The 13,635-nt window shown below is 60.9% G+C and carries 11 protein-coding genes and 4 tRNA genes; 9 read left to right on the top strand and 6 right to left on the bottom strand.

Annotated elements, in window-relative coordinates; translation table 11 throughout:
- Positions 1–119: 119 nt before the first annotated feature.
- Both V3W40_RS33100 and V3W40_RS33095 read left to right on the top strand, forming a co-directional pair.
- Positions 120–1,052, top strand: a complete 933-nt coding sequence (locus tag V3W40_RS33100) for an ABC transporter ATP-binding protein (RefSeq protein ID WP_027607098.1) — start codon at positions 120–122, stop codon at positions 1,050–1,052.
- Positions 1,049–1,828 (top strand): ABC transporter permease, encoded by a 780-nt coding sequence (locus V3W40_RS33095; protein ID WP_330216426.1) that lies wholly within the window; start codon positions 1,049–1,051, stop codon positions 1,826–1,828. Before V3W40_RS33100 ends, V3W40_RS33095 begins: the two co-directional genes overlap by 4 nt.
- A 128-nt stretch (positions 1,829–1,956) precedes the next feature.
- Here V3W40_RS33095 and V3W40_RS33090 read toward each other — a convergent pair whose 3' ends face one another.
- Positions 1,957–2,496, bottom strand: a complete 540-nt coding sequence (locus tag V3W40_RS33090; protein WP_065924520.1) for a TetR/AcrR family transcriptional regulator — start codon at positions 2,494–2,496, stop codon at positions 1,957–1,959.
- Positions 2,497–2,587: 91 nt separating this feature from the next.
- Between V3W40_RS33090 and V3W40_RS33085 the strand changes: the two genes are divergently transcribed.
- The 3 genes from V3W40_RS33085 to V3W40_RS33075 all read left to right on the top strand — a co-directional run bounded on the left by V3W40_RS33085 (position 2,588) and on the right by V3W40_RS33075 (position 6,956).
- Positions 2,588–3,787 (top strand): MFS transporter, encoded by a 1,200-nt coding sequence (locus V3W40_RS33085; RefSeq protein ID WP_330216425.1) that lies wholly within the window; start codon positions 2,588–2,590, stop codon positions 3,785–3,787.
- A gap of 88 nt (positions 3,788–3,875) precedes the next feature.
- Complete coding sequence (locus V3W40_RS33080; RefSeq protein ID WP_330216424.1) at positions 3,876–5,024, top strand: TDT family transporter; 1,149 nt, start codon at positions 3,876–3,878, stop codon at positions 5,022–5,024.
- A 57-nt stretch (positions 5,025–5,081) separates the two neighbouring features.
- The gene (locus tag V3W40_RS33075) at positions 5,082–6,956 is read left to right on the top strand and encodes an MFS transporter (protein WP_330216423.1); all 1,875 of its coding nucleotides are present in this window, start codon (positions 5,082–5,084) and stop codon (positions 6,954–6,956) included.
- A 56-nt stretch (positions 6,957–7,012) separates the two neighbouring features.
- Here V3W40_RS33075 and sugE read toward each other — a convergent pair whose 3' ends face one another.
- From sugE to rdgC, 3 genes are all read right to left on the bottom strand, one after another.
- A complete protein-coding gene (sugE, locus tag V3W40_RS33070; RefSeq protein ID WP_027607103.1) occupies positions 7,013–7,327 on the bottom strand; it encodes a quaternary ammonium compound efflux SMR transporter SugE in 315 nt (104 codons plus the stop codon).
- Between the two features lie 107 nt (positions 7,328–7,434).
- A complete protein-coding gene (locus V3W40_RS33065; protein ID WP_065924524.1) occupies positions 7,435–8,400 on the bottom strand; it encodes a bile acid:sodium symporter family protein in 966 nt (321 codons plus the stop codon).
- A 91-nt stretch (positions 8,401–8,491) separates the two neighbouring features.
- Positions 8,492–9,412, bottom strand: a complete 921-nt coding sequence (gene rdgC, locus V3W40_RS33060; RefSeq protein WP_065939896.1) for a recombination-associated protein RdgC — start codon at positions 9,410–9,412, stop codon at positions 8,492–8,494.
- Positions 9,413–9,571: 159 nt separating this feature from the next.
- On the opposite strand from rdgC, the gene V3W40_RS33055 reads away from it, so the two are divergent.
- From V3W40_RS33055 to V3W40_RS33040, 4 genes are all read left to right on the top strand, one after another.
- A tRNA-Val gene (locus V3W40_RS33055) sits at positions 9,572–9,647 on the top strand.
- Between the two features lie 19 nt (positions 9,648–9,666).
- Positions 9,667–9,743, top strand: a tRNA-Asp gene (locus V3W40_RS33050).
- A gap of 176 nt (positions 9,744–9,919) precedes the next feature.
- Positions 9,920–9,995 (top strand) — tRNA-Val (locus V3W40_RS33045).
- Between the two features lie 19 nt (positions 9,996–10,014).
- Positions 10,015–10,091: transfer RNA gene (locus V3W40_RS33040), tRNA-Asp, on the top strand.
- A 337-nt stretch (positions 10,092–10,428) separates the two neighbouring features.
- Here the strand turns inward: V3W40_RS33040 and V3W40_RS33035 are convergent.
- Complete coding sequence (locus V3W40_RS33035) at positions 10,429–11,595, bottom strand: catalase family protein (RefSeq protein ID WP_330216422.1); 1,167 nt, start codon at positions 11,593–11,595, stop codon at positions 10,429–10,431.
- The gene (locus V3W40_RS33030; protein ID WP_065924527.1) at positions 11,592–13,400 is read right to left on the bottom strand and encodes a di-heme-cytochrome C peroxidase; all 1,809 of its coding nucleotides are present in this window, start codon (positions 13,398–13,400) and stop codon (positions 11,592–11,594) included. Before V3W40_RS33030 ends, V3W40_RS33035 begins: the two co-directional genes overlap by 4 nt.
- Between the last annotated feature and the right edge of the window lie 235 nt (positions 13,401–13,635).

Genomic DNA, 13,635 nt, shown 5'->3' with positions numbered 1-13,635 from the left:
CAGGTGACTGTACTTGTGCGGCGCGGGCAAGCACCATGCCTGTCATGCGCCGCCGTTGAACTACGTGCGCTGCGCCCTCATCTACTCTTTCTATTCCCTTCTTTGGTGCGTATTCCGATATGAGTTCCGCTCTGTCCATCCGGCAGCTAACCAAAACCTACGGCAACGGTTTCCAGGCCCTGAGTGGTATCGATCTGGACGTTGCCGAAGGTGACTTCTTCGCCTTGCTCGGCCCCAACGGCGCCGGCAAATCCACCACCATCGGTATCCTCTCCACCCTGGTCAACAAGACCAGCGGCACGGTGAATATCTTCGGCCATGACCTGGACAAATCCCCGGCGGCGCTCAAGCGTTCCATCGGCGTGGTGCCCCAGGAATTCAACTTCAACCAGTTTGAAAAGACTTTCGACATTGTCGTGACCCAGGCTGGTTACTACGGCATCCCGGCGAAAGTTGCCAAGGAGCGCGCCGAGCAATACCTGACCCAGTTGGGCCTTTGGGACAAGCGCGACGTGCCGTCCCGGTCGCTGTCCGGTGGCATGAAGCGTCGCCTGATGATTGCCCGTGCACTGGTGCATGAGCCGCGCCTGTTGATCCTCGATGAGCCCACCGCCGGCGTGGATATCGAACTGCGTCGTTCGATGTGGACCTTCCTCACCGAGCTGAACGAGAAGGGCATCACCATCATCCTCACCACCCATTACCTGGAGGAGGCTGAGCAGCTGTGCCGCAACATCGGCATCATCGACCACGGTACCATCGTCGAGAACACCAGCATGCGTAACCTGCTGGGCCAACTGCATGTGGAAACCTTCCTGCTCGACCTGAAGAACAACCTGTCGGCACCGCCGCAACTGCTCGGCTACCCCAGCCGCCTGGTGGACAGCCACACCCTGGAAGTCCAGGTGGATAAAGCCATGGGCATCACTGCGTTGTTCACCCAGTTGGCGGCGCAGAACATCGACGTGCTGAGCCTGCGTAATAAAACCAATCGCCTTGAGGAGTTGTTCGTGTCCCTGGTGGAGAAAAATCTGACGAAGGTGGCGGTATGAGTTCTGAGCTGCAACCCAACCTCGTCGCACTGCAGACCATCGTCTACCGCGAAGTGAAGCGCTTTACCCGGATCTGGCCGCAGACCCTGCTGCCGCCGGCGATCACCATGGTGTTGTACTTTGTGATCTTCGGTAACCTGATCGGCCGGCAGATCGGCGACATGGGTGGTTTCACCTATATGGAGTACATCGTGCCGGGCCTGATCATGATGTCGGTGATCACCAACTCCTACGGCAACGTGGTCTCCAGTTTCTTCGGCAGTAAGTTCCAGCGCTCCATCGAAGAGCTGATGGTCTCGCCGGTGTCGCCGCATACCATTTTGATCGGCTACACCCTGGGTGGCGTACTGCGCGGCTTGATGGTGGGCGTGATCGTGACGCTGCTATCACTGTTCTTCACCCACCTGCAGGTGCATCACCTCGGCGTCACCATTCTGGTGGTGGTGCTGACGGCGACCATCTTCTCGCTGCTGGGGTTTATCAACGCCGTGTTTGCACGCAACTTCGATGACATCTCGATCATCCCGACTTTCGTGCTGACGCCGCTGACCTACCTGGGCGGGGTGTTCTACTCCATCACCTTGCTGCCGCCGTTCTGGCAGACCGTGTCGCTGGCCAACCCGGTGCTGCACATGGTCAACGCCTTCCGCTACGGCATCCTGGGCGTGTCGGATATCAGGATCAGCGTGGCGATCACCTTCATGCTGGTGGCGACTGTGGTGTTGTATATCGGTTGCGCGAAGCTGCTGGTGAGCGGGCGCGGGATGCGTACCTGATAAAGCGCGGTCAAAAAATGTGGGAGGGGGCTTGCTCCCGATTGCGATGTGTCAGCTACAGATAAGCTGACTGACATACCGCTATCGGGAGCAAGCCCCCTCCCACATTTGGTTTCTGTGTCAGGTCTTCAGGCTTTCAGTGCCAGCTCGATCAGCGCGTGCAGCTCTTCAACCGTCAGCGGCGCGCTTGAGAACAGAATACGAAACACCGTCGGCGCTGCCAGCAGATTGATCAAGTGGTCCACGCTCGGTGGCGACTGGTGCGGATAACGGTCGACAATCGCCTGCAGCTGCCCACTCAAGATGCTCACGCAGTAGCCCGGCGTCCCCCTGCATTGCAGGTCGCGCATCATGTTGCGGCCCGGCTCCGAACTCATCTCATCCAGGTATTGCTCGGCCCACGCCCGCAAGTCGCCACGCAGGCTGCCGGTGTTGGCGGGCTCGCTGTCGGGGCGCATACGCGCCAGGGCCACATCCGCCAGCAGCACCGAGAGGTCGCCCCAGCGCCGATAGATGGTCGAGGGCGTTACGCCTGCGCGCGCGGCAATCATCGGCACCGTGACACTGGAGCGCTCATGGGTTTCGAGCAATTCACGCACGGCCGAATGGACCGATTCCTGTACCCGGGCACTGCGGCCCCCCGGGCGGAGGCCTTCTTTTATCGCCATACGTGTGACCTTAACACAAAGAATTTGCTTTAAGCGCCGGCGAGTAGCACACTCCGCAAAAGCAAAAAATTAGCTTTAGCGGAGCGTGCCCATGTCCAGCCTCACTTCTCATCGTTCCAGCCTGGTGTTCCTCGCGGTCACGTTGCTGACGTTTCTCGCCGCTTCCAGTGCGCCGACACCGTTGTATCACCTGTATCAGGAGGGGCTGCATTTTTCGGCGGGCACGCTCACGCTGATCTTTGGCGTGTACGCCCTGAGCCTGTTGGCGGCGCTGTTGACCGTGGGCTCGCTGTCGGACCACCTGGGACGCAGGCCCGTGATTTTTACGGCGTTGGTCCTGAATATGTTGGCGATGCTGCTGTTTATCAATGAAGACAGCGTGGCCTGGCTGATCGCTGCGCGTACCGTACAGGGGTTTGCCACCGGCATGGCCACGGCGGTGCTGGGCGCGGCCTTGCTCGACACCGACCGCCAGCAGGGCCCGCTGGTCAACAGCGTGGCACCGCTGCTGGGCATGGCGTGCGGTGCGATGGGCAGCAGCGTGCTGGCGGAGTTCGCGCCACTGCCGACGCAGTTGATCTACTGGACGCTGCTGGCGCTGATGCTGATGCAGGCGCTGTATGTGTGGCGCCTGCCGGAAACCGTTGATCGTATTCCCGGTGCACTGGCCTCGCTGCGCCCCACGCTGCATGTGCCGCCCCAGGCGCGTCGCGCGTTGTGGCTGTCATTGCCGGTGGACGTGGCGGTGTGGGCGATGGGGGGCTTTTACCTGTCCCTGGCGCCGTCGCTGGTACGGGCGGCGACAGGCTCTACATCGAACCTTATCGGTGGCGGCCTGGTGGCGGTGCTGACGTTGAGTGGCGCGCTGATGATCTTCACCCTGCGCAATCGCCCGGCCAGCAAGGTGCTGCGCCTGGGCGCGACGCTGTTGGCGGTGGGGGTGGCGCTGATCCTTACTGCGGTGCACAGCGCCAGCCTGCCGCTGTTTTTTATCGCCACATTGATCGCCGGCAGCGGCTTCGGCGCCGGCTTTCTCGGCGCATTGCGCAGTGTGGTGCCGCTGGCTTTGCCCCATGAACGGGCAGGCTTGATGTCGGCATTCTATGTGCTGAGTTATTTGGCGTTCTGCTTACCTTCGCTGCTGGCGGGCACCCTGATTCGCAGCTTTGGCCTGATCGTCACCACCGACGGTTACGGCGCTGTACTGATCCTGCTGGCCCTCGGGGCGTTGGTCGCCTTGCTGCTGCAGGATTCGGCAAAATCCAAGGCGGCCTGCATATCTGTAAAGTAGATAACAGTTAGAGATATTACCCGTTATATAGATATTCGAACAGGTTCTACCATGGCCTCAACCTCATGCGAGGAAGAGGATTGCCATCATGAACAGCTCGACGACCATCAGCTACAAACCCTTCAGTCACCTGACCCGGCCTCGGGAAGTGATTCGCCAATTCACCCCCAACTGGTTCGCCGCGACCATGGGCACCGGCGTGCTGGCGCTGGCCCTGGCGCAATGGCCGGTCAACCTGCCAGGTGTGCAGGTCATTGCCGAAGCACTGTGGTGGTTCACCATTGGTCTGTTCATTCTGTTCAGTGCCCTGTATACCGCGCGCTGGGTGATGTTTTTCCACGAGGCGCGGCGGATTTTCGGGCACTCCACGGTCTCGATGTTCTTCGGCACCATCCCCATGGGCCTGGCGACCATTCTCAATGGCTTGCTGCTGTTTGGCCTGCCGCGTTGGGGCGCCGATGTGATTGCGTTGGCCGAAGCCCTGTGGTGGCTGGATGTGGCGATGGCCCTGGCCTGCGGTGTGCTGATTCCCTTCATGATGTTCACCCGCCAGGAACACAGCATCGATCAGATGACTGCGGTCTGGTTGCTGCCGGTGGTGGCGGCCGAAGTCGCCGCAGCCAGCGGCGGCTTGCTCGCGCCGCACCTGGCGGACGCTCATTCGCAACTGGTGATGCTGGTGACCAGCTACGTGTTGTGGGCGTTTTCCCTGCCGGTGGCGTTCAGCATCCTGACCATCCTGATGTTGCGCATGGCCCTGCACAAACTGCCCCACGCCAACATGGCGGCGTCGAGCTGGCTGGCGCTGGGCCCGATCGGTACCGGTGCCCTGGGCATGTTGTTGCTGGGCGGCGATGCTCCGGCGATCTTTGCCGCCAATGGCTTGTCCGGCGTGGGTGAAATAGCCAATGGGCTCGGCCTGGTCGCAGGCATCACCCTGTGGGGCTTCGGCTTGTGGTGGATGCTGATCGCGGTATTGATCACCCTGCGTTACCTGCGCGGCGGTATCCCGTTCAACCTAGGTTGGTGGGGCTTTACCTTCCCATTGGGGGTGTACGCCCTGGCCACGCTGAAGTTGGCGAGCCTGCTGCACCTGGGCTTCTTCAGCGCCTTCGGTAGCCTGCTGGTGGTGGCGTTGGCGCTGATGTGGCTGATCGTGGCCAAGCGCACCGTGCAGGGCGCCTATAAGGGAGAGCTTTTTGTTTCGCCGTGCATTGCAGGACTAGGGAATAAGTAAGCGGAGTTAGGTAAAGTCGTGGCCTGATAACTATTAGGCCACGCAGGAACACGGACGATGAGCCACCCCTCACAATTCACCTTGCTGCGCACACGGCGCTTCCTGCCGTTTTTCATCACCCAGTTGCTGGGCGCTTTCAACGACAACATCTTCAAGCAATCGCTGATCCTGGCGATTCTCTACAAGCTCACCATCGACGGTGACCGCAGCATTTGGGTCAACCTGTGCGCCTTGCTGTTTATCCTGCCGTTCTTCCTGTTTTCGGCGCTGGCCGGGCAGTTTGGCGAAAAATTCAACAAGGATGCGTTGATCCGTGCGATCAAGATCGGCGAGATCGTGATCATGGCCGTCGGTGCCACAGGCTTCCTGTTCAACCATTTGGAATTGATGCTGCTGGCGTTGTTTGCCATGGGTACCCATTCGGCGCTGTTCGGTCCGGTGAAGTACTCGATCATGCCCCAGGCCCTGCACGAAGATGAGCTGGTAGGTGGCAACGGCCTGGTGGAGATGGGTACGTTCCTGGCCATCCTGGCCGGCACCATTGGCGCCGGTATCATGATGTCGTCCACCCATTACGCGCCGATCGTGGCGGTGGCGATTGTCGGCGTGGCGGTGCTGGGTTACCTGGCCAGCCGCAGCATTCCACGGGCGGCCGCATCCACGCCGCAACTGCGCCTGGATTGGAATATCTTCACCCAGTCCTGGGCCACGCTGCGCATGGGCCTGGGGCAGACGCCCGCGGTGTCGCGCTCGATTGTCGGTAACTCGTGGTTCTGGTTTGTCGGCGCGATCTACCTGACGCAGATCCCGGCCTACGCCAAGGAATGGTTGTACGGCGATGAAACCGTGGTCACCCTGATCCTCACGGTGTTCTCGGTGGGCATCGCCCTGGGCTCGATGCTCTGCGAAAAACTCTCCGGGCGTAAGGTGGAAATCGGCCTGGTACCGTTTGGCTCGTTCGGCCTGACGGTGTTCGGCCTGCTGTTGTGGTGGCATTCCGGGGGCTTCCCGCAGAACGTTCAAGCCAACGATTGGCTCGCGGTGCTCAGCTACGGCCAAGCCTGGTGGGTGTTGTTCGATATCCTTGGCCTGGGTGTGTTCGGCGGCTTCTATATCGTGCCGCTGTACGCGCTGATCCAGTCGCGTACCGCCGAGAACGAGCGGGCGCGGGTGATCGCCGCCAACAACATTCTCAATGCGCTGTTCATGGTGGTATCGGCGATCGTGTCGATCCTGCTGCTGAGCGCGGCCAAGCTGTCGATCCCGGAGTTGTTCTTGGTGGTGTCGCTGCTCAACATCGCGGTCAACGCCTACATCTTCAAGATCGTCCCCGAGTTCACCATGCGCTTCATGATTTGGCTGCTCAGCCACTCCATGTACCGCGTGGAGCATCGCAACCTCGACCTGATCCCGGACGAAGGCGCAGCGTTGCTGGTGTGCAATCACGTGTCGTTTGTCGATGCGTTGTTGATCGGTGGCGCGGTGCGTCGGCCGATTCGCTTTGTCATGTACTACAAGATCTACCGTTTGCCGGTGCTGAACTTTATCTTCCGCACCGCCGGGGCGATTCCGATTGCCGGGCGCAATGAAGATATCCAGATCTACGAAAAGGCCTTCACGCGCATTGCCCAGTACCTGAAGGACGGGGAGTTGGTGTGTATCTTCCCGGAAGGCAAATTGACGGCGGATGGCGAGATGAATGAGTTCCGTGGTGGGGTGACGCGCATCCTGGAAGAGACACCGGTGCCGGTGATTCCGATGGCGTTGCAGGGGCTGTGGGGGAGTTTCTTCAGCCGCGATCCGCACAAGGGCTTCTTTCATCGGATCTGGTCGCGGGTGGTATTGGTAGCGGGTGAGCCTGTTGCCGTGGGGGCGGCTACGCCTGCGCAGTTGCAGGCGGTGGTGGGTGTTTTGCGGGGGAGTGTCAGGTAGTTCTGTGCTGGATGTTCCGGACTCATCGGGGGCTTGCCCCCGATGGCGGTAGCGGCCTAAGCGCTGATCTTAAGCCCAACAAGCCCGCAAATGATCAACGCCACACTGGCCAATCGAAACAACGCCATGGACTCCCCGAACAGGACAATCCCGGCAATCACGGTGCCCACCGCACCCACGCCGGTCCAGATGGCATAGGCGGTGCCCAGGGGCAGTTCTTTCATGGCCAGCCCCAGCAGGCCGAGGCTGATAGCCATGGCTGCAATCGTCAGGGCCGTGGGCAGTGGCTTGCTGAAACCGTCGGTGTACTTCAGGCCGACGGCCCAGCCGACTTCGAACAAGCCGGCAAAAAACAGAATGATCCAGGACATGATGACCTCGCTTCCATAGGCGGGGTCGTCCCCGGATTGTGCGCCTCGACAGCGTCGCGAGGTCGTCCCCGCGAAGCTCGGTAGAGTGCCGAAAATTGATCATGCGATCAAGTTTGCGGCGTGTTCTCCATTACGCGGCGGTCTTCCTTCTCGCTCATGCGGCGGAAATACGTCGACAGCAATGCCCCGGAAATATTGTGCCAGACACTGAACAACGCACTGGGCACTGCCGCCAACGGCGAAAAGTGCGCACTGGCCAAGGCGGCGCCCAGCCCTGAGTTCTGCATGCCCACTTCCAGCGCCAACGACTTGCGTTGGGCCAATGGCAACTTGAACACGCGGCCGGTGAAGTAGCCCAGCAGGTAGCCGAAGCTGTTGTGCAGCATCACCACAGCCATGATCAGCAGGCCCGATTCGGCAATTTTCGCCTGGCTGGCAGCCACTACCGCGGCGACGATGATCACAATGCTGACCACCGACACCAGGGGCAGCACGTCCACCGCATGGCGGACCCGCTCGCCGAGCACGCGTTGCGCGACCACGCCGAGCACGATCGGCAGCAGCACCACTTGCAGGATCGACCAGAACAACTCCATGAACGACACCGGCAACCAGGCCGAGGCCAACAGCCAGATCAGCGCCGGGGTGAGCAGCGGGGCGAGGAGGGTGGTGACGGCAGCGATGGCCACCGACAGCGCCAGGTCGCCACGGGCCAGCCAGGTCATCACGTTGGAGGAGGTGCCGCTTGGGCAGCAACCGACCAGGATCACGCCGACGGCAATTTCCGGCGGCAGGTGAAAGGCCTGGCACAGCAGCCAGGCCACCCCCGGCATGATCACGAAATGCGCGACCACGCCCAGAGCCACGCGCCACGGGTGGCGAGCGACTTCGGCGAAGTCTTCAAGTTTGAGGGTCAGCCCCATGCCGAACATCACCAGGCCCAGCAGCGGGACGATGGCGCTTTTCAGGCCGATGAACCAGCTGGGCTCGAGGAACGCGACAACGGCGAAGATCAACACCCAGTAGGCGAAGGTATTGCCGACGAAGCGGCTCAAGGCGGCGAGTGCGCGCATGGGGGTGTCCTTGTTATTAGATTCTTGAAGTGCAAATGCGATCAAATGTGTGAGGGGTAATTCCCCTCCCACAATTTGATCTTCAAACGGCTTAGATACCTTGCGGGGTTTCTTCGCCGCCAAGGGCTTCGATCAGCGCCGGCAGGAAGTCACCGAAGGTCAGCATCATCAGCGTGAAGCTGGCGTCCAGTTGACCCAGGGCCTCTTCACCACCGTCCTGTTCCGCCTGGTCTTGCAGCAGGTCTTCGAACTTCAGGCGCTTGACGGTCATCTTGTCGTCGAGCATGAAGGACAGCTTGTCCTGCCAGGCCAGGGACAATTGGGTCACGACTTTGCCGGTGGTCAGGTGCAACTGGATTTCTTCGCCGGTCAGGTCCTGGCGCTTGCAACGCACAATGCCGCCGTCTTCGTGGGTGTCGCGCAGTTCGCATTCGTCGAGGACGAAGAAGTCAGCGGCCGGTTTCTGGGTGGTGACCCAGTCGGTCATGATGGCCGTGGGCGCGGTCTTCACGGTGAGTGGGCGAACCGGCAGGGTGCCGATCACTTCCCGCAGGGTGGAGAGCAGGTCTTCGGCGCGTTTCGGGCTGGCGGAGTTCACCAGGATCAGGCCCTGTTTCGGCGCGATGGCGGCAAAGGTCGACGAACGACGAATAAAGGCGCGGGGCAGGAAGGCCTGGATGATTTCATCCTTGATCTGGTCGCGTTCCTTTTTATAGACCTTGCGCATTTGCTCGGCTTCGATCTCTTCGACTTTCTCTTTCAGTGCGTCACGCACCACGCTACCCGGCAGGATGCGTTCTTCCTTGCGGGCGGCGATCAGCAGGAAGTCACCGCTGACGTGAACCAGGGGAGCGTCCTCGCCTTTACCGAAAGGCGCGACGAAACCGTAGGTGGTCAACTCCTGGCTTGCACAAGGGCGCGCCAGTTTGGTGGCCATGGCCGCTTCCAACGCCTCGGCATCAACAGGCAGATCTTGGGTCAGGCGATAGATAAGCAGGTTCTTGAACCACATGGGGTGAGTCTCTCCTTTATACAAAGGGGGGCATTATTCTCTTGATAGCGCCCCAGGCCAACCCTGCCTAAGCCATTGGAAGGCCTCAAAAAAAAGATTTAAGAAAGTGCTTGCCAGACCCAAGGTCGCTCCGTAGAATGCGCGCCACACCGAGACGAAGGGTGATTAGCTCAGCTGGGAGAGCATCTGCCTTACAAGCAGAGGGTCGGCGGTTCGATCCCGTCATCACCCACCATTCGCTTCATGTGTTACGCGCAGCGGTAGTTCAGTCGGTTAGAATACCGGCCTGTCACGCCGGGGGTCGCGGGTTCGAGTCCCGTCCGCTGCGCCATATTCGGTAGCCTGGAACGCTGAACGCCAGGTCACCACAGAAAGCCCGCCTGATCGCGGGCTTTTTGCTGTCCGGAATATGGCAAAAAATCGTACGATGAACTTTTTTTGAATAAATTGCATTTAAATCAAGACATTACGATTTTTTGGTGTATGATGCGCCCACACCGAAACGAAGGGTGATTAGCTCAGCTGGGAGAGCATCTGCCTTACAAGCAGAGGGTCGGCGGTTCGATCCCGTCATCACCCACCATTCGCTTCACGTGTTACGCGCAGCGGTAGTTCAGTCGGTTAGAATACCGGCCTGTCACGCCGGGGGTCGCGGGTTCGAGTCCCGTCCGCTGCGCCATATTCGGTCACCTGGCCCACTGAACGCCAGGTCACCACAGAAATCCCGCTCATTGAGCGGGTTTTTTTTGCCTGCGATTTGACCTTTCTGCGCCTTGCCTTTGCGCTGACGCTACCTGACCTTTTTCTTGCGTGGCTGGCGCGTGGCCAAGTGCTCGAAGCAAAAAGACGCAGTGCCGAACACGGCGATTATGCTCAGGACGATCATGCCTAGGGTTGAGCTTTCCACGATGGGCTTCCTACGTGATGGAGTAGGCGTCCACGGTAGAGTTACGGCGAAAGCGCCTCAATAGACCCGACGCAATCCTTACGACGCCGGGCCAATTGTTACGCAGTCTTTACGGGGCGTTGCGGCTGTGGCGGTAATCGCTGACCGCTTCATACACCGCCTTGCGCAAGCGATTGATGCCACCGATGGGCCGATGCTCGGCTACGCCAAACCATGGGTTGAACGACTGGTTGTCGCACGCCAGGTTCTGCTCGGGCGTATCGAAATCCTGGGCCGGGATCCGCACCTTGGCTACGCCCTCGTAGGGCGCATCGCTCTCCTTCCACTCGATGCTGGTGTCTTCGATCGGCATGAATTTCTGCGGGTTCTGCCGCTGGATCTGCAACACGAAACATGCCGGCACGCGGTCGGTGGACAGCTGCTGGCTCAAGGCACTGCGCAGGAAGTTCGGCAGGTCCTGGTTCTGCTTGGGCAGGGCGTATTCCGGGCAGCTCTGTGGGTCGGGCGCCACACGGAACTTGGCATTGGCCGCGCCGAACTTGTAGGGCGATACCGAAAAATAGGTGGTCTGTGTCGGGCTGGCCGGTGCGGGTGCCAGGGTTGCCAGGGCGATAAACAGGTGACGCACCTGCCAACTGCGCGGGTCGGCCTTGGGGAAGAACGCCAGGACTTTCTTGCCATCCGCCTGGGCGCCGATGTTCTGCGCGTACTCCGCCACATCGCTGACAAAGAAATTCGGGTGGCTGAACATCACGAAGTCCTGTTCCGTGCGGGCCTGCTGGTCGGCGAGCAATTGTTTGCCCGGCACATCCAACAGCTTGAGCGCCATGCCCCGGGCATCGCGGATGCTGTCGAACTGCGGGTAGGCGTTGCCGTTGGACAAGCGCATCATGGCCTGCCAGGTCTTGCCTGGTTCGGCAAATACGCCCTGGCGCAACGCCGGGTCGAGATCGGCCAGCACACTGACTTCGGCTTTCACGCAACCATGGGCCTTGGCGTGGGCATCGCGCAGGTAACGCGTGCCTTCGCGATGCTGGTCAACGATGCGCACGGCGGTCTGGATAATGCCCTGGGTCATTGCCGCTTCACCCGCAGGGATCTGCTCGTCCGGCGACACCGGTCCGCTGTGCTGCCAGGCAAACCAGGCCGTGCTCGCCAGCCAGCCGAGCAGGCCGAGGCCCACCAGCCACAACAGGGTCTTGCCGAGAAACCGGCCAAGGCCCAGCCACAGGCGGGCGAGCAGGGAAGGTTGGTCGTATCGAGATCGGATCATCATGGCAGTTGTTGCTCCAGCGGGCCGCCCAGCACTTTGAGGTATTCCAGCAGTGCCCAGCGTTCCTGCGGCAGCAAGCTGCGGCCGATAACGCCATTGCCACGCTTGCCGGCACGGAATTCGTGGCCGCTGTTGTGGTTGCCGGTGAGTTTGGTATCGAACAGGAAGGCATTCTTGAACGCTGCGGTCTCAAAGCCCAGGTGACGCGGGTCGTAGTTGAAGGTGCCTTTATAGAAGGTGGTGCTGCGTTCATCCTGAGGCGAGAGCAACTGGTAGATCGTCGGCACCGAGCCGTTGTGCAGGAACGGCGGGGTCGCCCACACACCGGCCAGCGGGCGGGCCTTGTAGGCACGCAACTCGCGCACGCCAATGGGCAGGCCGTAGCCATCCAGGCGCGGGCGCTCGGCCGCGGTGACGCCGGCGGCGCGGTAGGCGTGATCTTCGACGAAGGCGGTGACGTAGGCCAGGCCCTTGGCCACGGACATTTTCTTCAGGTCCAGCGGCTCGGTGGGGGTGGGGTGCAGTTCGACATTGAGCTTGGCCAGTTCCGCCGGGTCCCACTGCAGGGCACTGAGGTCATAGCGCTGGTCGGCAATGTTGCTGGCGGTGCCGGGGTCGGTGCCGATGTACTCCACCGGCAGCATTTTCAGCTGCTGCACCGGGCGGCCATTTTCCTCGGTGACGGCCGGTACATGGCAGCCGGCGCAGTTCTCGGCGAACAGCGCGCGGCCCTGGGCGGCGAGGGGCTTGTCGACGGGGCCGAACAAGTCCTCGGGCCAGGTCGGTGGTTTGAGGCGTTGCAGGGTTTCTTCGATCCGGTTGAGGTCACGCACCCTGACGCTCGACGGGTAGCGCGCATCGCCCTGAAGCGGTTGGCCGGCGGCGTCGAAAAAGCTCAATGTCGCGCCTACACCGAGGGCTTCACCGATATTGCGCGCCATGGGTTGCTGGGCCGAGCCGTTCCATTGCACCCAGTCGAAGGTCCAGATGTCCCACAGCTGCGGGTAGTCCACCGGCGCATTGGCGACGCGGTAGTTGTCTGGCGAAATGGCATCGCCAAAGCTGGCATTGGCGATTCGGCCAAAGGCGTCGGTGCGGCCTGGTCCCTCTTCGGTGGGGTAGAGGCCGCGGTGGGTGTCGTTCCAGGCGACTTTGAGGAACTGGTTCAGCGACTGTTTGAAGTCCTCGCGCAACTGGCTGTGCTCGGCGTCGTAGCGATCCCCCAGCACCTGGCGGGCAAACCGCTCGAATTTCCAGGGGTTGTAGTAGGTGGCGGCGAGGCTGGCGACCAGGGCCTGGCCGAAACTGCCACCGCGCAAGGTGGGTACGCTGGAAGGCAGTACGTGTTGGGCCGAGCCGCCGTCGATACGCAGGGCCTGGCCCTTGAAGTGTAATTCGCCGGTATGGCAGGCGGCGCAGGTAATATCCAGGTACTCGACGTTGCTGTCGGCGTTTTTGTGCCGGGCGAAGCCCACGGGCAGGTTGCCGGGGTTTTGCGTGGTGGGTACCTGCTTGGGGTCCACCAGGAAACCGAAGCGCGCCAGGTACTCCGGCGTGGCAAAACGCCGCTCGGAGAACGGCAGTTCCAGGGCGGTGAACCAGTTGTAGTGCAGGCCTTTTACTTGGGTGCCCTGGGGCGTGAAGTAATAGGTCTGGCGGTCGGCGGCACTCCATTGGTCCTGGTAGCGCACCTGTTCCACCGGCACGTAGTCGGGCAGCCTGGGGTTGACGGTGTAGTACAGCACCACGGCCAGGATCAGGCCCAGCGCGATGAGTATCAGCAGTAAAACACGGGAAAAAATGCGCAAGATGGCTATCCTTGTCTCGGCCTTGTCGAGTGGTCGCGTTGTTATGCCACTACGCCACGGGTGCGGCAAGTGGCCATGAGTCAGATGAGAGGCGGTCCCGCGATCCGTCACGGGCTCCCATAATGAATGAAAATGCTTTTAAACACGTGAACTTATCGGAAGTTTCCTGCTCACATGCCGGTAGCCATTGGTCGTGGCCGCCTGATAAGCTCGCGACTTTATTCGAATGCCCTTT

It is taken from the genome of Pseudomonas sp. AM8, from assembly GCF_036346475.1.
In the GTDB taxonomy this organism is placed as follows: domain Bacteria; phylum Pseudomonadota; class Gammaproteobacteria; order Pseudomonadales; family Pseudomonadaceae; genus Aquipseudomonas; species Aquipseudomonas marginalis.
The sequence above is the reverse complement of the archived record's forward strand: the minus strand, read 5'-3'. Positions and strand labels throughout refer to the sequence as shown.